General features: G+C 46.9%; 16 protein-coding genes. 5 read left to right on the top strand and 11 right to left on the bottom strand.

Annotated elements, in window-relative coordinates:
• Nucleotides 1–38 precede the first annotated feature (38 nt).
• From LQ567_RS25185 to LQ567_RS25170, 4 genes are all read right to left on the bottom strand, one after another.
• A complete protein-coding gene (locus tag LQ567_RS25185; protein WP_231008691.1) occupies nt 39–665 on the bottom strand; it encodes a hypothetical protein in 627 nt (208 codons plus the stop codon).
• 110 nt (nt 666–775) lie between these two features.
• Nucleotides 776–1,684, bottom strand: a complete 909-nt coding sequence (gene lepB / locus LQ567_RS25180) for a signal peptidase I (RefSeq protein WP_231008690.1) — start codon at nt 1,682–1,684, stop codon at nt 776–778.
• 185 nt (nt 1,685–1,869) lie between these two features.
• Nucleotides 1,870–3,090 (bottom strand): DUF1015 domain-containing protein, encoded by a 1,221-nt coding sequence (locus LQ567_RS25175; protein ID WP_231008689.1) that lies wholly within the window; start codon nt 3,088–3,090, stop codon nt 1,870–1,872.
• Nucleotides 3,091–3,106: 16 nt separating this feature from the next.
• On the bottom strand, nt 3,107–3,739 hold the full coding sequence (locus LQ567_RS25170) for a DUF502 domain-containing protein (protein ID WP_231008688.1): 633 nt from the start codon (nt 3,737–3,739) through the stop codon (nt 3,107–3,109).
• A gap of 150 nt (nt 3,740–3,889) precedes the next feature.
• On the opposite strand from LQ567_RS25170, the gene LQ567_RS25165 reads away from it, so the two are divergent.
• Genes LQ567_RS25165 through LQ567_RS25150 form a run of 4 tightly spaced genes read left to right on the top strand, consistent with a single transcriptional unit; the run spans nt 3,890 to nt 10,858 of the window.
• On the top strand, nt 3,890–4,582 hold the full coding sequence (locus tag LQ567_RS25165; protein WP_231008687.1) for a TetR/AcrR family transcriptional regulator: 693 nt from the start codon (nt 3,890–3,892) through the stop codon (nt 4,580–4,582).
• Nucleotides 4,569–5,942, top strand: a complete 1,374-nt coding sequence (locus tag LQ567_RS25160; protein ID WP_231008686.1) for a TolC family protein — start codon at nt 4,569–4,571, stop codon at nt 5,940–5,942. The genes LQ567_RS25165 and LQ567_RS25160 overlap by 14 nt, the downstream gene beginning before the upstream one ends.
• A 27-nt stretch (nt 5,943–5,969) precedes the next feature.
• Nucleotides 5,970–7,181: an efflux RND transporter periplasmic adaptor subunit gene (locus LQ567_RS25155; protein WP_231008685.1), complete on the top strand. Its 1,212-nt coding sequence runs from the start codon at nt 5,970–5,972 to the stop codon at nt 7,179–7,181.
• Between the two features lie 47 nt (nt 7,182–7,228).
• The gene (locus tag LQ567_RS25150; RefSeq protein ID WP_231008684.1) at nt 7,229–10,858 is read left to right on the top strand and encodes an efflux RND transporter permease subunit; all 3,630 of its coding nucleotides are present in this window, start codon (nt 7,229–7,231) and stop codon (nt 10,856–10,858) included.
• Nucleotides 10,859–11,015: 157 nt separating this feature from the next.
• Here the strand turns inward: LQ567_RS25150 and LQ567_RS25145 are convergent, their stop codons facing one another.
• The 6 genes from LQ567_RS25145 to LQ567_RS25120 all read right to left on the bottom strand — a co-directional run bounded on the left by LQ567_RS25145 (nt 11,016) and on the right by LQ567_RS25120 (nt 15,789).
• Entirely contained in the window at nt 11,016–11,357 is a 342-nt protein-coding gene (locus tag LQ567_RS25145) for an RNA recognition motif domain-containing protein (RefSeq protein WP_231008683.1), read from the bottom strand.
• Nucleotides 11,358–11,567: 210 nt separating this feature from the next.
• Nucleotides 11,568–12,014: a 50S ribosomal protein L9 gene (gene rplI / locus LQ567_RS25140; protein ID WP_231008682.1), complete on the bottom strand. Its 447-nt coding sequence runs from the start codon at nt 12,012–12,014 to the stop codon at nt 11,568–11,570.
• A gap of 158 nt (nt 12,015–12,172) precedes the next feature.
• Nucleotides 12,173–12,436, bottom strand: coding sequence for a 30S ribosomal protein S18 (gene rpsR / locus LQ567_RS25135; protein ID WP_018629905.1), 264 nt, complete (start codon nt 12,434–12,436; stop codon nt 12,173–12,175).
• A gap of 3 nt (nt 12,437–12,439) precedes the next feature.
• The gene (gene rpsF, locus LQ567_RS25130) at nt 12,440–13,153 is read right to left on the bottom strand and encodes a 30S ribosomal protein S6 (protein WP_231008681.1); all 714 of its coding nucleotides are present in this window, start codon (nt 13,151–13,153) and stop codon (nt 12,440–12,442) included.
• Nucleotides 13,096–14,793: a single-stranded-DNA-specific exonuclease RecJ gene (gene recJ, locus LQ567_RS25125; RefSeq protein ID WP_231008680.1), complete on the bottom strand. Its 1,698-nt coding sequence runs from the start codon at nt 14,791–14,793 to the stop codon at nt 13,096–13,098. The genes rpsF and recJ overlap by 58 nt, the downstream gene beginning before the upstream one ends.
• 33 nt (nt 14,794–14,826) lie before the next feature.
• Complete coding sequence (locus LQ567_RS25120; protein ID WP_231008836.1) at nt 14,827–15,789, bottom strand: polyprenyl synthetase family protein; 963 nt, start codon at nt 15,787–15,789, stop codon at nt 14,827–14,829.
• Nucleotides 15,790–15,989: 200 nt separating this feature from the next.
• Here LQ567_RS25120 and LQ567_RS25115 point away from each other — a divergent pair, with 200 nt between their 5' ends.
• Nucleotides 15,990–17,636, top strand: a complete 1,647-nt coding sequence (locus tag LQ567_RS25115) for an OmpA family protein (RefSeq protein ID WP_231008679.1) — start codon at nt 15,990–15,992, stop codon at nt 17,634–17,636.
• Between the two features lie 324 nt (nt 17,637–17,960).
• Here LQ567_RS25115 and LQ567_RS25110 read toward each other — a convergent pair whose 3' ends face one another.
• A complete protein-coding gene (locus LQ567_RS25110; RefSeq protein WP_231008678.1) occupies nt 17,961–19,466 on the bottom strand; it encodes a glutamate synthase subunit beta in 1,506 nt (501 codons plus the stop codon).
• Nucleotides 19,467–19,471 lie beyond the last annotated feature (5 nt).

The raw sequence follows: 19,471 nt of genomic DNA, 5'->3' as shown, positions 1-19,471 counted from the left end.
AAATAGCGTAAAGGGTGGTAGTAGCCTGCTTTTATTTTTTAATATTCTCTTAAAGGATCGAAGTTTTTATACCGGATGTAGATATCATCAGGGGTTATTATGGTGTCTTTTCTGATCAACTGTTCATTGCCATCCGCATCGATTTTATATACCGTTCTGTAAAGGTCATTATGAACACTTGCAAATGTTTTCAGACTATCGCCTTTGATTTTTGCAAATATGGTTGACGATCCGCCGTGTACCAGGAAAGCATCGATACAATCAAGTTCAGGATTATAGCGCATATTGGGATAGTCTTCAGCGTTGACTATGGACACCAATTGTTTTGCCTGCGCATCATAAATAAAGAGCCTCCTGACTTCGTTAGCCCCCCTGGCAGCGGTAGCAGCAATAATGGTGATGTCATTCAGCTGATCATTATTAAAATCGCGGATGTCTGGCTGCAATCCCATTGATGCATTTGTTTCATATTGATACGTGTTTTGAAGCAGCCATTGTCCTGCCTGTTTTATATAAAATTTGATGATCAGGTACGTATCGTCAAAAACACGGTATTTAATAATGCGAATGCTGTTACGGCCCTTTTCTCCGACGTTTATACTGTCTGTAAATGTTTCCACTATTTCAACATCTGGTAGCGTGCTATTCGGTATATGATTCACCATTTTCGGGGAATGATTGGGCTTAATCGCTTTTCTCTTTTGTTGTGCCAGACAGCTGCAGGTAAATAATAGTAACAGGAACAGGTGCGGTTTCATGAGCGTATACACAGGCATTATATTTTTCTAAAGTCCAGATTGATTCTTGTTGCATCTTTTCCCCAGTAACTGTAAATGATCCGTCCCTTAATACTCGTTCGTTTTACAAATCCTTTGTATCTGCTGTCTGCCGCATAGTCGCGGTTATCGCCTAAAACATAATAACTGTCGGGAGGAACGGTGATATTGGCGATATCTGGCATGCCGGTATCCGACGGCTCTTTAAGCAAGTAAAGCTGATGTTTATGGCCGTTAGGAAGTGTTTCTTCTGTTTCAATAACCGGTATGCCGTTAAACCAGGCATCTTTCATATAAGCTGTTTTGCCGGACCTTCCATTTACGGTTACAATATTTCCTTTTAACGTTAGCTTGTCATTGGGTAATCCAACAATGCGGTATGTATACTTCTGACCATCTGCATGTGTAAAAACGATGATATCCCCATAATCCGGAGGCCTATTTTTGTATGCGTTTGCATCCACTACAATAAAATCTCCCCGCCGGACGGTCGGTTCATTGGGATCGGAGGGGATTTTAAAACTCTGTATCCCAATAACGGCGCTGATGTCATAAAAATGGAATGTGATAGAGGCGGCAGCTATAAATGCCAGATAGCAATACCAGGTATTATATGGTTTCAGCATGTACGCTTTCTGGCGCCGGGCGTGCTTTACACTATCAAGAATAATATAGATTCTTAATCCCAGGACAATGACCACCAAAAGCAGGAGCCCATAAAAAAAAAGCGGCCACCCGGTAATGCCAAACAGGAAGGGAATAAGCAGCTGCAGGCCAAAGAAAAAAAATCCTTTTTTGGGTTGCCCGTTATAAATCTGCCCGAGCCCGGGAAACAACAGGGAAAGGAAAAAAGCAATAGAAGTGTTCCTGGGTTTTAGCATAGGTTGCTTGTCTGTGATCTGTTCCATTTTGCAGTTTGTTTCAATAAAGTGTTTAGTTCGCGTTCAATTCCCAGGGGTATTAAAAATACGTAAACTTCCGGATGGTGTGTGAGCCTTCTGTACATGTTGATCTGTTCGAACGGTTATTCCGGATGGTGCTGTTGCATACCGGCTCAGCTGGATCTGCACCTTAAACGTCAACCCTGAAACGATTACAACAAATGCGTCATCAATCCATCCCTCAGCTTGGGTTCGAACCAGGTACTTTTGGGTGGCATTACGTTCCCGCTATCAGCAATTTCAAATAATTGCTGGATGGTAACGGGGTAGAGGCTGAAGGCTACTTTCATTTCCCCGCTGTTCACTCGTTTTTCAAGTTCCCCGATTCCCCGGATCCCGCCTACAAAATCGATACGCCGGTCGGTACGCTGATCCTTTATATCAAGCAGCTTATCCAGGATGTTTTCGGCCAGGATCGATACGTCCAGGATGCCGATCGGATCTTCTGTATAGGAGCCGGGCCGGCTTCGCAGCAGGTACCATTTGCCTTCCAGGTACATTCCGAATTCATGCAGCTGAGCTGGTTTTACCGCAGTTTCAGAAGCGGTGATCTCAAAATCTTCATGCAGGGCAGCAATAAACTCCCCGGTTGTGTGCCCGTTGAGGTCTGTTACCACCCGGTTATAATCCAGGATGGTCAGTTCCGCCGCAGGAAAAATAACGGTAAGAAAATATGCGGCCTCGCTGCTTGCCGGCAGGGCCTGGTGCACTTTTGCGGCAGAAGCGGCGCGGTGGTGCCCGTCGGCGATATAGGTAGCGGGAACCTGTTCCCGGAACAGTGTTGTGATCTGTTCTATTACCGGTGCGGCGTTTACCACCCACACCGTATGGCGGATACCATCGGCTGCTACAAAATCATATTCCGGCTGGTGCTCGTTTTTCCAGTTGCTGATCAGTACATCCAGCTCCGTTACGTTGGCATAGGCAAGAAATACTTTGCCTGTTTGGGCGTTGATGAACTTCATATGATCGATGCGGTCCTGTTCCTTTTCCGGGCGGGTGAACTCGTGCTTTTTGATGCGGCCGTTTTCATAATCCGATACGGCGGATGCAGCCACCAGTCCGGTTTGACTGCGGCCATCCATTACCAGCTGGTAAATATAATAACAGGCGGTAGCCTCGCGGAACAGGATGCCCTGTTGTTGAAAGGCAGACAGGTTTGCTTTTGCTTTTTCATAAACTGCCGGGCTGTGCAGGTCCACATCCGGCGGCAGATCCACTTCTGCTTTTGTAATATGCAGAAATGAATAAGGATTATCCCGCACAGCTTCCCGGGCTTCTTCACTGCTCAGTACATCATAGGGGCGGGAGGCAACCCTGGAAGCCAGGGCTTTTTGGGGTCTTAGGGCGGCAAAGGGTTTGATGATTGACATAATCGTTATCGCTGGTTTATGATTCTGTGTTATCCGGCGCGCTGCGGGCAGGAGGATGCTGTTCCATTTCCACCACACCGCCGGTTACGGTATACTTCATGGCATCTCCGGGAGTGATCGCATCAATGAGTTGTACCCGGTTCCGGGGCAGGATGTACAGCTGCCCGGCAAAATTATAGGCCTGGGGTACATAAACGCCCACCATATCGGCGCCCATATTGAATTTGGTCATTTCTTCATCGGTGATAAAGCCCACGATCCAGATATCCCGGTCGAAGATATTTGCCAGCACGGGTTTGGTGAACTTTTTTTTATCACCGGCAAAGGCGCGAAAAAAATCCTTTATGGAGGTATACAGCAGTTTAATGCCGGGCGTGCGTTCCAGCCAGTGATCAAAAAAGCTGATCACCGCTTCCATGATCAGCGAACTGCTGATCCAGCCGATGAACAGGATAAACAGGATGATGGTCAAAAAACCCAATCCGGGTATCACCATTACCGGGCGCAGCAGGTTATCTACCCAGTTAAAAAGCTGGTACAGGATATAGATCGTAATGGTGATGGGGGCCAGTATGATCAGGCCCTGGAGAAAATAGCGGAATAATTTCCTCACCAGGCGGTCTTCTTTTTTATACTTCGCTGTAGCCATGATATCCGGCAAAAATAAAAGTTTTTAACAGTAAGTCCGGTTGAGTTGTGCTTTTAGGCGGTTTACCGGCAAAAAAATGCCGTTCACCGGTATGCACAGTAACCGGAATAACCGGAATGATAACTTCGGTTAAGTTTTTTGAAAAAAACTATGGAAACTTTAAAAGTTGAAAAAGTTTCCATAGTTTCGCACCGCAACATGGAAGACGAAAACGAACATAAGGTGCATATCCGGAACCAGGCATTGCAATTATTTATGCGGTATGGTGCCCGGAGCGTAAGCATGGATGATATTGCATCCGCGGTTGGAAGCAGCAAAAAGACGATCTACCAGTATTATACGGATAAGGATCAACTCGTAGGCGATGCAATTGAAAAGGCGCTGTCTGATAATTGCCTCCAGTGTAAAACCTATCACCAGATCGCCGACAATGCAGTGCACGAAGGATTCCTGGCCATTGAGCAAACCTCTGAACTGTTCAGGAATATGAACCCGGTATTGATAAACGATCTTAAGAAGTATCATCCCCGGGCTTACCGGAAGTTCCTGGATTATAAGAACGAATTCATTTACGATGTGATCGTTGCCAATATAAAATGGGGGATTGAGGAAGGGCTGTACCGGGATGATTTTGATATCGATATCATTGCCCAGTTCCGGGTTGGAAGCATTGATATCCTCTTTATGCCGGAGTTTTATAGTAAGGTAAAGGAGGGCATGTTCCTGATACAGCAGGAGGTGTTTTATTTTTTCCTGCACGGAATGGCAACCCCCAAGGGATTGAAATTAATCGAAAAGTATAAAAAACATAAACCAAAAAATAATTCAGATGCAAAAGATTAGGCTGATGGTAATGGCCATCATGGGGCTGATGATAGCGGGCTCTGGCATTGCGCAGGACAGCACCCATTATTTTACATTGCAGCAGGCATTGGAATATGGACAAAAGCACAATGTGCAGGTGAAAAATGCCCTACTGGATATTAGTTTGCAACAGCAGGTGAACCGGGAGGTTACGGGTAATGCGTATCCGCAGATCAGTGGACGGGCAGGCATTACTGATAACGTAAAGATCTCCAAAATATTTCTTCCTGCAGGCGTCCCTAACTTTTTATCGGGCGATTCCACTCCTTTAAAGCAGGATACGTATGTTTCGGCATCGCTTTTTTCCGCACCATGGAGCAGCATGGCCGGCGTTTCTTTATCGCAGCTTCTTTTTGACGGGCAGGTGTTTACCGGCCTGCAGGCACGGAAAACGCTGATTGATTATAAAGCGAAGACCTCGGAAGTAACCGTTGATCAGATACGTCAGAACATCGCCAAGGTTTATTATCAACTGGTGGTAAGCAAAACACAGGTTGCGCTGATTGATTCCAACCTGGCCCTGGTGCAGAAAAACAGGAATGACACCAAAATCATGTATGATAACGGATTTGCCGAAAAGCTGGACATCGATAAACTGGATGTGCAGCTGGCCAATCTGAAATCGCAAAAAAACCAGGTGCTGAATTCGGTTAGTAACGGATACCTGGGTTTAAAGGTATTAATGGGAATGCCCATGCAGGAAGAATTGGTACTGACTGATGAGTTGACGGACGAACAGCTGAAGGAAGGAATCGTGGAGGCCGTTGCAGAATTTGATTATGGCCAGCGAAAAGATTTCCAGACGGCGTTATTGGGTAAAAGACTGGGTGAACTGGAAGTGCAGCGGTACAAATACAGTAAGATACCCACTGTTTCGGTTGGCGGCTCCTTGGATTATATGACCCAAACGAACAGATTCTCTAAAATGTTTAATGGCACGGCAGAATGGTACCCGGTGAGTTCCATATCGCTTAACCTGAGCATACCTATTTTTAATGGTTTTGCAACAAATGCCCGTATCGCACAGGCTAAAATTAAATTGCAGCAAACAGAAAATCAGATCGAGGCGCTTAAGTTAACGATTGACCAGGAGCGGAAATCTTCGGTAAACTCTTTCAAATCTGCCATTGCAGATATGGACTACCAGAAGCAGAATATGAAACTGGCCGAAAACGTATACCAGCAAACCAAGAAGAAATATGAAATGGGTACCGGCAGTCAGATCGAAATTGATAACGCAAGGGTACAGTTACAATCGGCCCAAACCAATTACTACAATGCCCTGTACAATGCCGTTGTGGCAAAAGTGGACTTCCTGAAGGCCATTGGTAAATTTTAACATCCAAACTATTTAATACTATATTTTATGCACAGCGTTTTAAAAACCACATTAACGATCACTGCTTTTGCACTGGTGCTTTACTCTTGCGGAGGCGGAAAGGAGAAGGGAAAGGCTGGCGATCTGAAAGCCAAAATTGAGAAATTAAAAGCCGAGCAGAAAAAGAACAATGATGAACTGGCAAAATTAGAGGCAGAGCTGGGAAAGCTGGAACCCAATACTGTTAAGGCGAAATTTGTAAGCATACAGCCTGTTGGCAGCAATGCTTTTGATCATTATATAGATTTACAGGGTAAGATCGATGCCAAGAACAGCGCCTATGTAGCACCTAAAGGAATGGGGGGCGTTGTGCGGGCCATTTATGTGAAGCAGGGCGACCGTGTAGGCAAAGGGCAAACACTGGCCAAACTGGATGATGCTGTACAACGCCAGCAGGTGATTGCGGCAGAACAGCAAACCGGCCAGATCAAGGCACAGCTGAAGCTGGCGCAAACCACGTATGAGCGTCAGCAAAACCTGTGGGCAAACAATATCGGCGCGGAGATCCAGGTGATCCAGGCCAAAACAAACGTGGATGCATTAACCAGCCAGCTGCGTGCGGCCGAGGCACAGATACAACAGGCCCGTGAACAGCTGAGCTATACCAATGTAAAGGCAGATATCAGCGGGGTAATTGACCAGGTAAATGTAAAAGTAGGCGAGGCCTTTGTAGGTATGGCAGGAGCCGTTCCGCAGATCTCGATTGTAAATACATCGGTGTTACGGTTGGTTGTAAATGTACCAGAAACCTATATTGATCGCATCAAGGTGGGCAGTCCGCTGAAGATTACCTTGCCCGATGCCGGTAACAAAGAAATTGCAGCCAAGGCAAGTGTGGTTAGCAAACTGATCGATCCTACAACGCGCTCTTTTTATGTAGAGGCAGCAGTACCGCAGGATCCGTCCATCCGGGCCAATCAGCTGGCAAAAGTACAGATCCAGGATTACAGCTCAAATGATGCCATTACCGTACCGGTAAATACCCTGCAAAGCGATGAAGAAGGAAAATTTGTACTGGTAGCGGTAAAAGAAGGTAATAACCTGGTGGCCCGTAAAAAAAGAGTAGTAGTGGGTGAACTGTACCGCGATAAACTGGAGATCAAATCCGGACTGGCCGATGGGGATCAGCTGATCACCGAAGGGTTCCAGAGTTTATACGACGGGCAGGTAGTAACCACCCAGGCCCAGGCTTCAAAATAATATTCAGTAAGGAATGCATCCGGCATTGTTACAAATAATTTAAGTTTATGAGTGCTTTAGAAAATTTTACGGGAAAGTTCAAGGAGTTTTTCCTTACCAGCTGGGCGGTAAAGAACCGCACCACGGTGTACTTACTGATATTAATGGTTTCGCTGTTTGGTGTATACAAATTTGTAGCTACTCCAAAGGAAAGCTTCCCGGACGTGGTCATCCCCAATGTATACGTATCTACCATCTATGTGGGAAACTCTCCCAGGGACATTGAGAACCTGGTAACACAGCCTATTGAAAAACAGCTGAAGGGAATGACGGGTGTAAAGGTAACAAAGATCACCAGCAGCTCGTTCCAGGATTATTCCGCCATTATGATCGAGTTTGGCTCGGATGAAAAGGTGGAAGTGGCCTTGCAGAAAGTAAAAGATGCCATCGATAAGGCCCGGCAGGACCTGCCAACCGATCTTACCCAGGAGCCCACCGCACTGGAAGTGAGCATGTCTGAAATGCCCATCATGTACGTGAACCTGAGCGGTGATATTGACCGCGTACGGTTAAAAGAATATGCGGATAAAATGAAGGATCGCATTGAAGAATTGCCGCAGATCACCCGGGTAGACCTGGTGGGCGCGCCGGAACGTGAGTTCCAGATCAATGTGGACAATGCAAAAATGCAGGCGGCCGGTATTACCTTCGATGATATTGCCAACGCAGTGAAGTATGAAAACATGGACATTTCCGGCGGCTTGCTGGAAGTAGGCAATATGCGCCGGAACCTGCAGTTGAAAGGACAGTTTAAAACCGCAAGGGATATTGAAGAAGTAATTGTGCGGAACAATACCGGCAACCCGATCTACCTGAAAAATATCGCTACGATTAAGGATACCATCAAGGAAACGGACAGCTATGCCCGTTTGGACGGAAAAACGGTATTGACCTTAAATATTGTAAAACGCAGCGGGGAAAACCTCATTGAAACCAGCGATGCCGTAAAGGCCATTGGTGAGGAAATGAAAGAATCGGTATTCCCGAAAAACCTGAATGTGACCATTACCGGAGATCAGAGCATTTCTACAAGGACCTCGTTTAACGACCTGGTGAACTCCATCGTGATCGGGTTCATACTGGTATTGATCATCCTGATGTTCTTTATGGGGCTTACCAATGCCTTCTTTGTGGCTCTGAGCGTGCCGCTGAGTATGTTTGTGGCGTTCATGTTCATACCGGTTGGAGAGGCCTTCATCGGCACCAATATCACGCTCAACTTCATGGTGCTTTTTGCGCTGTTGTTTGGGTTGGGAATTATTGTGGATGATGCCATCGTGGTAATTGAAAATACGCATCGGATCTTTACGGAAGCCAAGGGTAAAATAAGTCCGCAACGGGCCTCCATGATGGCCGCCGGGGAGGTGTTTGTACCGGTACTGGCCGGAACGCTGACCACACTGGCGCCCTTTGTGCCGCTCTTGTTCTGGCCGGGGATCATTGGTAAGTTTATGATCTATCTGCCCCTGATGCTGATCTTTACATTGGCCGCCTCCTTATTTGTGGCGTTCCTGATGAACCCGGTTTTTGCGGTAGACTTTATGAACCATCCGGAGAACCCTGAGCATAAAAAGAAATCGGATGTATTCCGCTCCCGGCCTTTCGTGGTTATGATCATCATCGGCGTCTTATTCGACCTGATCGGCATACCCATGGGAAAAGGCAGCCTCGCCTTCTTTATCGGGAACCTGTCCCTGTTCATGGCATTATTGACGGTGCTGCATACCTATTTCTTCGATGACTGGATCCATAAATTTCAGAACAAAGCCCTGCCCTGGATCATGGGCCATTATGAAGACCTTTTGAATTGGGCATTAAAGGGCTGGAGGCCGGTATGGCTGCTGGTAGGCGCCTTTGGCTTGCTGGTGGTATCCTTTATGATGTTTGGTGCCTCAGCCGGAGCCGGTCGCACCAAGATCGTTTTCTTCCCGTCTTCGGATCCCAACTTTATTTATGTATACCTGAAGATGCCCAGCGGCACGGATGTAAAATATACCGACTCTATAACCCGCAGCCTGGAGGCCAAGGTAAACCAGGCACTGGATATAGATCAGGCCAAGGGAAAGAAAAACCCCGTGGTGGAAAGCGTGATCGCCAACGTAGCGGTGGGTGCGGCGGATCCTAACAGTGGTGACAGAAGTACCCGCAGCAACCTGGGACGGATCCAGGTTTCCTTCGTAGAGTTTGAAAAACGGCATGGGGTAAGTACCGCGCCGTATCTCACCAAGGTGCGCCAGGCGATCAAGAACATACCCGGTGCGGAAATTTCTGTGGAGCAGGAAAAAAATGGTCCGCCTACCGATCCTCCGATCAATATTGAAGTGGCCAGTGAAGAATTTGACAACCTGATCCCAACGGCGGTAAGCCTGAAGAATTACCTGGACAGTCTTCAGATCCCGGGCGTGGAAGAGCTGAAAATGGACGTGGACCTGAGTAGCCCCGAAGTGACCCTGAAAGTGAACCGCGAACGGGCATTGAGTGAAGGCGTGTCTTCAGGTCAGATCGGAATGCAGATCCGTACCGCTTTATTTGGTAATGAAGCCAGCAAGATCAAGAACGGGAAAGATGAATACAAAATCTATGTACGGAATACAGAGCTGCAACGCAAGAACCTTACGGATCTGTTGAACATGAACGTTGTATTCCGCGATATGGCTACCGGCAAGGTAAAAAGCGTACCGATCAGTTCGGTGGTAGATGTGGATTATACCAATACCCTGGGAAGCGTACAACGCAAGAACCAGAAGCGGATGATCACCCTTCGCAGCAATGTACTGGAAGCTGAAGGATATACGCCCACTGCGGTAAATGCGCAGATCAAATCGGCGATCGATAACTTTCATGCAACCGGCGATGATGTAACCATTAAACAAACGGGAGAAGGGGAGCAACAGGCAGAAACTGGTGCCTTCCTGGGACGAGCGCTGATGATCGCCCTGGGGCTGATCCTGCTGATATTGGTATGGCAGTTTAACTCGATGAGCAAATCGGTGATCATCCTCACTGAAATCGTGTTTAGTATCATCGGGGTGTTGCTGGGCTTCACCTTAACCGGTATGGCGGTGTCGGTGGTAATGACCGGAGTTGGTATTCTTGGATTGGCCGGTATCGTAATCAAGAACGGGATCCTTGTAATTGAGTTTGCCGACGAGCTCCGGGCACGTGGTCTTAAAACCCGTGATGCCGTGATACAGGCCGGTAAAACGCGGATCATTCCCGTGTTGTTAACCGCCCTGGCCGCTATTATGGCGCTGATACCGCTGGCGGTAGGGTTTAACATCAACTTTGTGACCATGTTCTCCGAACTCAATCCGAAGATCTTCTTTGGAGGCGACAATGTGATGTTCTGGAAGCCGCTTTCCTGGACGATTATCTTCGGGTTGGCTTTTGCATTCTTTATGACCCTGGTAATGGTACCGAGTATGTACCTGATCGCAGAGCGGCTTAAACGGCCTATGCGGAATAGTTTCGGCGGTAAGTGGATTTCCTTCCTGGGAATTCCCCCGGCAATCTTTTTGTTTATTCCGCTGATGTTCTACACCATGTTCCGGCAAAGAAGAAAAGTGGCCCGCCGGAGAAACCGCCTGGCTAACCGGAAGGATACCGTAAACGAGGCCTATATCGGCAGTTGGTTCTAAGATTCCATTAACCTTGTAATAGCAAACGGCGACCGGTAAGGTCGCCGTTTTTTTATGCGTTTATGATGCCCGCTCTTCAATACTTTAAATATCGCAGAACAGGCACAATAAAAAAAGCTCCCGTAAAGGGAGCTTTTATATCTATTGCAAGATAGCATTAATAACGATCGCGGTATCCGCCGCCACCTTTGTTGTATCCGCCGCCGCTTTGGCCAAAGCTTCTTTTCTTATAGCCACCGCCGCCGCCGGAACCGCCTTCTTTCGGACGGCTTTCGTTTACAACGATGTTACGGCCGTCTACTTCAGTGCCGTTTAAAGCTTCGATAGCTGCTTTTGCTTCATCATCGCTGGCCATTTCTACGAAACCAAAGCCTTTGCTGCGGTTTGTGAATTTGTCAGATACGATTTTGGCAGAGGTTACTTCCCCATAAGGAGCGAATAAATTCTGTAAGTCCTGGTCTTTCAGGTTCCAGCTTAGGTTTCCTACGTAAATGTTCATTTTATTTGAATTTAAAAAAATAATAGAGTGCTAAAACAGTACCAAATTCAATGAACATTAAAAATATTCTGAAGCTTTTTACTGAAAGAACACTATGTAATCTATATCAAATATAGACTAATTTTTTGGCAGCCCAATTTTTTTTTAATAGAAATAACAAAAAAAACACACCGGAAAGGCGTGTTTTCTAAAAAAAATCAGCAACAGGGATTACTCTGCAACCACTTCGAATTCAACCTCGGTGCTGTGACCGCCGCCGAAATCGATGCTTGCTTTATAAGATCCCAGTTCCTTAATATCTTCCGTGATATGGATCTTTTTACGGTCAATTTCGTAACCTTTTTGCTCGCGGATTGCCCGGCTCAGCTGCAGGTTGGTTACGCTTCCGAAGATTTTGCCGCTGGTTCCTGTTTTGGCGCCCAGTTTTAATGGACCCGCACTCAGTTTTGCAATAACGCTGTTAATTTCAGCCAGCATAGCTTCTTCTTTTTTGCGTGCCTGTTTCAAACGCTCCTCCAGCTGTTTTTTATTGCTGTTGCTGTTTTCAACAGCCATTTTGCGGGGGATCAGGTAGTTACGGGCATACCCGTTTTTAACACTTACTACCTCGTTGGCAGCGCCTAAATTATCCACATCCTGGATCAGAATTACTTCCATGGTATTTGTTGCCTGCCACCGCAGGCGGGTTTTAGTTCCCGGAGCCCAATCGATGATTGTGACTGTCTGGCGCCGCCGGCGCCATTAGGGATGGTTACTAATTACAATGAATCGTGAACAGACAACGGCCAATTGACGATTGTCTGTTCACGATGGGTCTATTTTAAAAGATCGGTTACGTAAGGTAACAACGCCATTTGACGGGCTTTTTTCACCGCATCAGAAACCCGGCGCTGAAATTTCAGGCTGTTTCCGGTTAAGCGGCGTGGTAACAATTTACCCTGCTCGTTCAGGAATTTTTTCAGGAATTCCACGTCTTTGTAGTCAACGTAGCGGATGCCATACTTTTTAAAACGACAAAACTTTTTAACACGTTTGTCGGTTTTAATGGCCGTCAGATATTTGATTTCATTCTTTGCCATAAATTAAGCCTCCACTGCTTTTTCGGTTCCTGTTTTAACGCCACTGTTCTTTTTTGCATTATACTCAACGGCGAATTTATCGAGTTTAGTGCAGAGGTGACGAAGAACGGCCTCGTCACGCAGAAGCTGGATTTTCAGCTTCTCATTGAAGTCGGATGGCGCGCTGTATTCCAGAACCCAGTACAAGCCTGTGGTTTTTTTCTGGATCGGATACGCCAGTGATTTCAGTCCCCATGGGTTTTCATGTACGATAGAGCCACCTGCTTCAGTTACCATACCGGCAAATTTCTTCTGAGCAGCTTTAAACTCGTCTTCGCTTAAAACCGGGGTAAAAATCACCATCAATTCATAATTGTTCATTACCCAAATTGTTTTTAAAAAAATAAATAAATAAGCCTCAGGATATCCTAAGGGGCTGCAAAGATAAGGATTTTCTGATTGCTTACGGCTGCCGGCCGCTAGCCGGGTGGATTTTTTAGGGGCTGTGGACTGCAGGAATGCTATGGGCCCCGGTTCCCTGCCCGCCTGCAATCTTTGCGCTGCCCTTATTTTCCGGCTGCAGCAAAGGGTTTCCGGCTTTGCAGGGCAGCCCTTCGGCATTGAATATGAATATTTTAGATCTGTATTCTGTTCTTCGATACTCCAAGTCTTGAAGAATATTAGCCCGCAACTCTGATATCTTCCACCCTTAATTGCAGGCTTTTCTTGCCCTGCCATTCATTTTCATCTATTTTGAATACCAGGTCAAAGGGCCCGCCAGCGGACAAAATGGGGAATTTTGCTGCCATATTAAACCCGATACCCGTTAATTGCACTCCTTGCTGCTGCACCACAAACCGGAGATGCTGTTCCTTTACAATGCGGCTAAAGCCCGTGTCGCGTACTCCCCGGGCCAAAAACAGGGGACTCATATTTCCGGGACCAAAAGGTTCCATTTGGCGGAGGATATTAAAAAAAGCGGGGGAAATATCGGCAAACGAAATTTCTGCATCGATGATGATCTCCGGTGTCAGCAGTTCTTCTGAAATACTTGCAGCAACCACCGCTTCAAATTTTTCCCGGAACAGATCGATGTTTTCCTTGCTAAGGGTAAGCCCCGCAGCTGCAAAGTGGCCGCCATAGCCGATCAGGTATTCCCGGCATGCATGAATGGCTTCGTACAGGTTAAATCCGGGAACACTCCGGGCGCTTCCGGCGGCATAATCGCCGCTTTCCGTTAACACCACTGTTGGGCGGTAGTGATGTTCGATCAGCCGGGAGGCCACAATGCCTACCACGCCTTTATGCCAGTGTGGCTGATATACTACCGTCGATTTTCGGGTGCTCCAGGTGGTGTTTTGTACGATAATTTCCAGGGCCTCTTCAGTGATGCTGGAGTCGGCTTCTTTACGTTCGCTGTTATCACTGTGCAATAATTCGGCATATTCCAGGGCTTCCTTGTAAGAAGCGGCTACAAAAAGCTGAACGGCCTTCCGGGCATCGTCCATCCTTCCTGCTGCGTTTACCCTGGGGGCAATCATAAACACGAGGTTGTGTATGTAAAGGGGCAAACGGGTTCCGCTCAAATATGCAAGCGCCCGGATGCCGGCATTGGGTTCCTTGTTTACCTGCTGCAATCCGTAGTACGCCAGGATCCTGTTTTCGCCGGTGATGGGAACAATATCCGCTGCAATAGCGGTGGCCACCAGGTCCAGGTACTGGTAGGGGAATGCCTCCGGTAATGCCAGCTTCTCACAAAGGGCAGTAATGAGCTTATACCCCACACCACAGCCGCAAAGCTCTTTATAAGGATAGGCACAGTCCGGTTGTTTCGGGTTCAGGATGGCCGCCGCATCCGGTAAAATAGTATCGGGCAAATGGTGGTCGCAGATCACAAAATCGATCTGGAGGGTACGGGCATACTGTACCAGGTCAACAGATTTGATGCCGCAGTCCAGCGCAACGATCAGGGAAAAACCGTTTGCTTTTGCAAAGTCAATACCCGCTTTACTTATACCATATCCTTCCCGGTACCGGTGCGGGATATAGAAATCCACAGGGTGATGCTGTGTCTTCAAAAAGCGGTACATGGCTGCAACGGATGTAGTTCCATCCACATCATAATCCCCAAATACCAGGATCTTTTCATTGTTCCGGAAGGCTGCCAGTATCCGTTCCACTGCTTTATCCATATCCTTCATCAGCCAGGGGCTATGCAATTGCTGGATCTGAGGCCGAAAAAAAAGCTTTGCTTCTTCAAAGGTCCGGATTCCGCGCTGCACCAGGATCTTACAAAGAACACGATTGATCTTTAATGTGTTTTGTAAAGCAGTTACGGCATCAGGATCAGGCTGCAGTATGTTCCATCGTTTCTCCATTGCGGGGCAGGTCGGTTGATCGCAGGCGATCTTTTAGTATTTTCTTTCGGTTACATAATGAACAAGGTCTTCCAGGCCCCGGCGGTATTCATTGTCCGGACAGGTAGCTAAAATTTCCAGCGCTTCGTTCTTATACGCATTCATTTTTTCAGCAGCGTACCGGATACCACCGGTATCCTTAACCATCTGGAGCACCCATTGTACTTTTTGACGGTCGTTGTTATTGTTCTTTACAATATTAATGATTTTTTGCTTTGTAGCCTTATCTGTGTTATTGAGGGTATAAATCAGCGGCAGGGTCATTTTCTTTTCCTTAATGTCGTTGCCGGTTGGTTTGCCCACGTCCTCGCTGGCATAATCGAAAAGATCGTCTTTGATCTGGAAGGCAATTCCGGTTTTTTCACCAAAAAGACGGGCTTTTTCCGTGGCCTCCTCGTTTTCGGTCACCGACCAGGCGCCCGCGCTGCAGGCGGATGCGAGGAGGGAGGCGGTTTTATTTTTAATAATTTCGTAGTAAATGGCTTCTTTAAGGTTTAACGACCGTGCTTTTTCGAGCTGCAGCAGCTCACCTTCGGCCATTTTCTGGATAGCGTCGGACATGATCCGGAGCATCCGGTGGTCGCCGTGCTCCAGTGAAAGAAGGAGCCCGGTGGCAAAAAGATAGTCTCCTACCAGAACGGAGGCCTTGTTTTTCCAGAGTGCATAGGTAGAAAAGAAGCCTCTGCGTTCATAAGAGTCGTCTACCACATCATCGTGCACCAGGGAGCCCGTATGGAGGATCTCCACCAGGGAGGCCGCTCGGTAAGTGGCTTCAGTGGTGGGACTGAACATTTTGGCGGACAGGAAAACAAACATGGGCCGTAATTGTTTACCCTTCCTTTTGACGATATACCGCATAATCCGGTCCAAAAGGGGCGTATTGCTCTTTACGGCGGCATTAAACCGCTGTTCGAAGTTCTCTAATTCAACTTTTATGAGGGAAGTGGGAAGCTTCATTGTCAATGCATAATATTACGGCAAAATAAGAGTAAATCCGTCAAATGAGGGTGATTTAATTTACTCATTTTTAATTGAAAATAAACAAGAAAGGTCGATTTTTTTATTATTTTTTTTGGTTAAAAATTTGTTTATATAAGAAATGGCTTTAAATTTGCTATTCATTTTAGGAAATCGTTTTTAAATCTTAATCCTTAGTTATGACAAGCAAAAAGTACACATTATTGGCAGGCCTAGGCTGCCTTATTGCGTCTACAGGGTTTTCTCAGGTAAGCCCTTCGCATCCGTACACCGCGCCTCACCCGTTGTACGGTACTTATTCTGTTACAGACTCCAATTACTATTCTGGTAAAAGACTGCAGCAGCATAATGACTTTATGGTTGGTACAAGCGATTATCCCGCTAAACCTAAAGACATGTGGGAACTCGGTATCAAAGGTGGATCTTTCTTAGTAAATGGTGATGTTAGTGCCCGTATGGGTAACTCTTTTGGATTTGGCGGACATATCCGCAAATCCTTAGGTCACGTAATGTCGTTAAGACTTGAGTATGTTTATGGCGTTGCTAAAGGGCTGAACTGGAGACCTTCTACAGGGTATTCAAAAGCTCCTTCTGACAATCCCTGGATCGCTGCTGGTTATGCAGGTGCTCCGGTAGATTACAACTACAAAACAGTTGCTCAGGATCTGTCTTTACAGGCATTATTCAATTTAGGAAACATCCGTTTCTATAAAGCGCAGACTGGTGCTACCATCTATGCTTTGGCGGGTGTTGGTGTAAACACCTTCCGCACAACAGTTAATGCTATGAACGGCTCCAGCAAGTACAGCTTTCCTGATCCTGGAACCCAGGACAACGTAAACCGGAAAGATGCATTGAAAGCAGCTAAAGACATGTTAGATGATTCTTATGAGTCTGCTGCTGAAAGAGATCCTAGCGTTAAATGGAGCAAAATGTTTGCAGGTTATATCACTCCTTCTGCTACTGCAGGTGCTGGTATCGCTTTCAGACTGTCTCCCCGTGTTAACCTGGCTATTGAAGATCGCGTGATCTACAACATGCACGCTTCTGATCTGTTAGACGGTCAGCGTTGGGCAGAGCAGCCTTCTCTGAGCCCCGATAAAGATTTCTTTAACTACCTGACTGTAGGTCTGAACTTTAACCTGGGTAACAAATCCAGAAGAGTAGAGCCTCTGTACTGGTTGAACCCGTTGAACTATGCTTACGGCGAACTGCGTCGTGTACCTGAAATCGTACTGCCTGATGCAGATGGCGATGGTGTTACTGACCAATTTGACCAAGAGCAAACACCTGCTGGTTGCCCGGTTGATACACATGGTGTAAGCCGCGATACTGATGGTGATGGTGTTCCTGATTGTAAAGACAAAGAACTGATCACTCCTACTTACTGCCAGCCGGTAGATGCTGATGGAGTTGGTAAATGTCCTTGTCCAGAAGGTTGTGGTGTTAAACCCGCTGATGATTGCGCTACTTTACTGGGTGCTTTACCAAGCGTAACCTTCAAAGCAAACTCTAACACGCTTTCTGCTGATGCTGCTGCTTCTTTAGCTACTGTAGCTTCTAAACTGAGAGCTAATCCAAACTGTAAAGTGGTTGTAGTTGGCTATTGCGCTGCTACTAAAAAACAACAGCAATTAAGCTGGGATCACGTAAATAAAGTGATCACTCACTTGCAGGAAAAAGAAGGTATCAGTGGAGATCGTTTCATCTTCTCTTCTGGTCAGGAAGGTGGAGATTGCAATTCCGTAGATATCCGTGCAGCTGCACCGGGTGAAGACGGACCGAACACTGTTGCTCCTCCGCATCCAAATCTTCGCAAAAAATAGTAACTTTTTGCTATAACAGATATAAACCCTTCCCGTTTGGGAAGGGTTTTTTTATTGCGTATATGTAGTAGCCACAGAGGCGCAAAAGCCTTTTAAACCAACATGAATGACCATTGCCCCGGACATGTGAAGGCGTAAATGCCCCGTGCCCCTGATGCTTCATCCGGTTACCCTGCTGTTCTGTATCTCCGTTTTGTAACCGGCATTACAATTTTTCAGTGGCTCAGAATCTCAGTGGCCGGTAGGGCCCTAAAAAAAGCTGCCTCAATTGAATGAGACAGCTTTCATAAATTAAATTATTTTTCTTGCTTGTAATTCCGGCCTTTATTCGAAAGACATCAGCACCGATTGTTCCTTGGCTTCCAGTATGGAATGTCCCATCAGGAACTCATCCACTTTCCGCGCGCATTCGCGGCCCTCACTGATGGCCCATACCACCAGGCTCTGGCCCCGGCGCATATCACCGGCGGTGAATACTTTCGGGATATTGGTTTTATATTCCTGCTCTGATGCTTTTACATTACCCCGGTTGTCGAGTTCAACATCCAGCGCTTCAAGAAGCCCCTGGTATTGAGGATGTACAAAGCCCATCGCCAGCAAAGCCAGTTCGCAGGGCATGTCACGTTCCGAACCGGGTACTTCGGTAAACTGGGCCGGCTTTCCGGGCTCGGGTGTCTTCCATTCCAGGTCTACTACCACAAGGGATTTCAGGTTGCCGTTCTCGTCGCCTTTAAATGCTTTGGTGGCAATAGACCAGTGCCGGTTGGCGCCTTCTTCATGACTGGTGGTTGTTTTCAGCAGCATGGGGTAGGAAGGCCAGGGCATGGCTTCTGTACGCTCTTTCGGAGGCATCGGTAATAATTCAAACTGAGTTACAGAAGCGGCTTTATGCCGGTTGCTGGTACCTACGCAGTCGCTTCCGGTATCACCACCGCCAATCACCACCACGTTTTTACCGGTGGCCAGTACTTCTTCTGTTAAGATATTGCTTTCGATATCCTGGTGTGCCAGGAAATCCTTGCCATCAACGCGTTTATTATTCTGTTTCAGGAAATCCATCGCAAAGTGAACACCGTTTAGTTCCCGACCCGGGATGGGCAGGTTACGGGGAACGGTGCTGCCTCCGCAAAGTACTACTGCATCATAGTTGCGCAGCAGGTCATGGATACTGATGTTCTTGCCTACGTTCGCATGGCAACGGAATTCCACTCCTTCTTCCTGCATCACTTCGATACGACGGTCTATCACCCATTTTTCCAGCTTGAAGTCGGGGATGCCATAGCGGAGCAATCCACCTGGTTTTTCGTCCCGCTCGAAAACCGTTACCGAATGACCCGCATAGTTGAGCTGCGCTGCAGCAGCAAGGCCGGAAGGACCGCTGCCAACAACGGCTACTTTTTTACCCGTACGGATATTAGGCCCTTTTTTGGAAACGAATCCTTTTTCAAAGGCGATTTCAATAATATGCTTTTCGATCTCTTCAATTGCGATAGGAGGCTGGTTGATGCCCAGCACACAGGCAGACTCGCAAGGTGCAGGACAAATTCTTCCCGTAAACTCCGGGAAATTGTTAGTGGAACTCAGAATATCATATGCTTCCTTATATTCTTTGCGATAAACAGCATCATTAAACTCCGGGATCACATTTCCCAGGGGGCAGCCGCTGTGACAAAAAGGTACTCCGCAATCCATACATCTTGCGGCCTGGTTATTCAGTTGCTCTTCCGGAAATAATGTTACGAATTCTTTATAATGCTGAACACGTTCTGTTACTGTTTTCTTTTGGGGAGTTTCTCTGGAAAACTCTAAAAATCCTGTTGGTTTACCCATTCAAT

Origin of the sequence: Niabella pedocola (genome assembly GCF_021044425.1) — a bacterium.
In the GTDB taxonomy this organism is placed as follows: Bacteria; Bacteroidota; Bacteroidia; order Chitinophagales; family Chitinophagaceae; genus Niabella; species Niabella pedocola.
The sequence above is the reverse complement of the archived record's forward strand: the minus strand, read 5'-3'. Positions and strand labels throughout refer to the sequence as shown.

What these genes read in the sequence shown, in the direction of transcription:
- LQ567_RS25110 (WP_231008678.1), bottom strand. Translation starts at nt 19,466, where the DNA reads ATGGGTAAACCAACAGGATTTTTAGAGTTTTCCAGAGAAACTCCCCAA.
- LQ567_RS25155 (WP_231008685.1), top strand. Translation starts at nt 5,970, where the DNA reads ATGCACAGCGTTTTAAAAACCACATTAACGATCACTGCTTTTGCACTG.
- LQ567_RS25150 (WP_231008684.1), top strand. Translation starts at nt 7,229, where the DNA reads ATGAGTGCTTTAGAAAATTTTACGGGAAAGTTCAAGGAGTTTTTCCTT.
- rpsF (WP_231008681.1), bottom strand. Translation starts at nt 13,153, where the DNA reads ATGGCAGGGCAAGAAAAGCCTGCAATTAAGGGTGGAAGATATCAGAGT.
- rpsR (WP_018629905.1), bottom strand. Translation starts at nt 12,436, where the DNA reads ATGGCAAAGAATGAAATCAAATATCTGACGGCCATTAAAACCGACAAA.
- LQ567_RS25170 (WP_231008688.1), bottom strand. Translation starts at nt 3,739, where the DNA reads ATGGCTACAGCGAAGTATAAAAAAGAAGACCGCCTGGTGAGGAAATTA.
- LQ567_RS25120 (WP_231008836.1), bottom strand. Translation starts at nt 15,789, where the DNA reads ATGAAGCTTCCCACTTCCCTCATAAAAGTTGAATTAGAGAACTTCGAA.
- recJ (WP_231008680.1), bottom strand. Translation starts at nt 14,793, where the DNA reads ATGGAGAAACGATGGAACATACTGCAGCCTGATCCTGATGCCGTAACT.
- LQ567_RS25175 (WP_231008689.1), bottom strand. Translation starts at nt 3,090, where the DNA reads ATGTCAATCATCAAACCCTTTGCCGCCCTAAGACCCCAAAAAGCCCTG.
- LQ567_RS25115 (WP_231008679.1), top strand. Translation starts at nt 15,990, where the DNA reads ATGACAAGCAAAAAGTACACATTATTGGCAGGCCTAGGCTGCCTTATT.
- LQ567_RS25145 (WP_231008683.1), bottom strand. Translation starts at nt 11,357, where the DNA reads ATGAACATTTACGTAGGAAACCTAAGCTGGAACCTGAAAGACCAGGAC.
- rplI (WP_231008682.1), bottom strand. Translation starts at nt 12,014, where the DNA reads ATGGAAGTAATTCTGATCCAGGATGTGGATAATTTAGGCGCTGCCAAC.
- LQ567_RS25160 (WP_231008686.1), top strand. Translation starts at nt 4,569, where the DNA reads ATGCAAAAGATTAGGCTGATGGTAATGGCCATCATGGGGCTGATGATA.
- LQ567_RS25185 (WP_231008691.1), bottom strand. Translation starts at nt 665, where the DNA reads ATGGTGAATCATATACCGAATAGCACGCTACCAGATGTTGAAATAGTG.
- lepB (WP_231008690.1), bottom strand. Translation starts at nt 1,684, where the DNA reads ATGGAACAGATCACAGACAAGCAACCTATGCTAAAACCCAGGAACACT.
- LQ567_RS25165 (WP_231008687.1), top strand. Translation starts at nt 3,890, where the DNA reads ATGGAAACTTTAAAAGTTGAAAAAGTTTCCATAGTTTCGCACCGCAAC.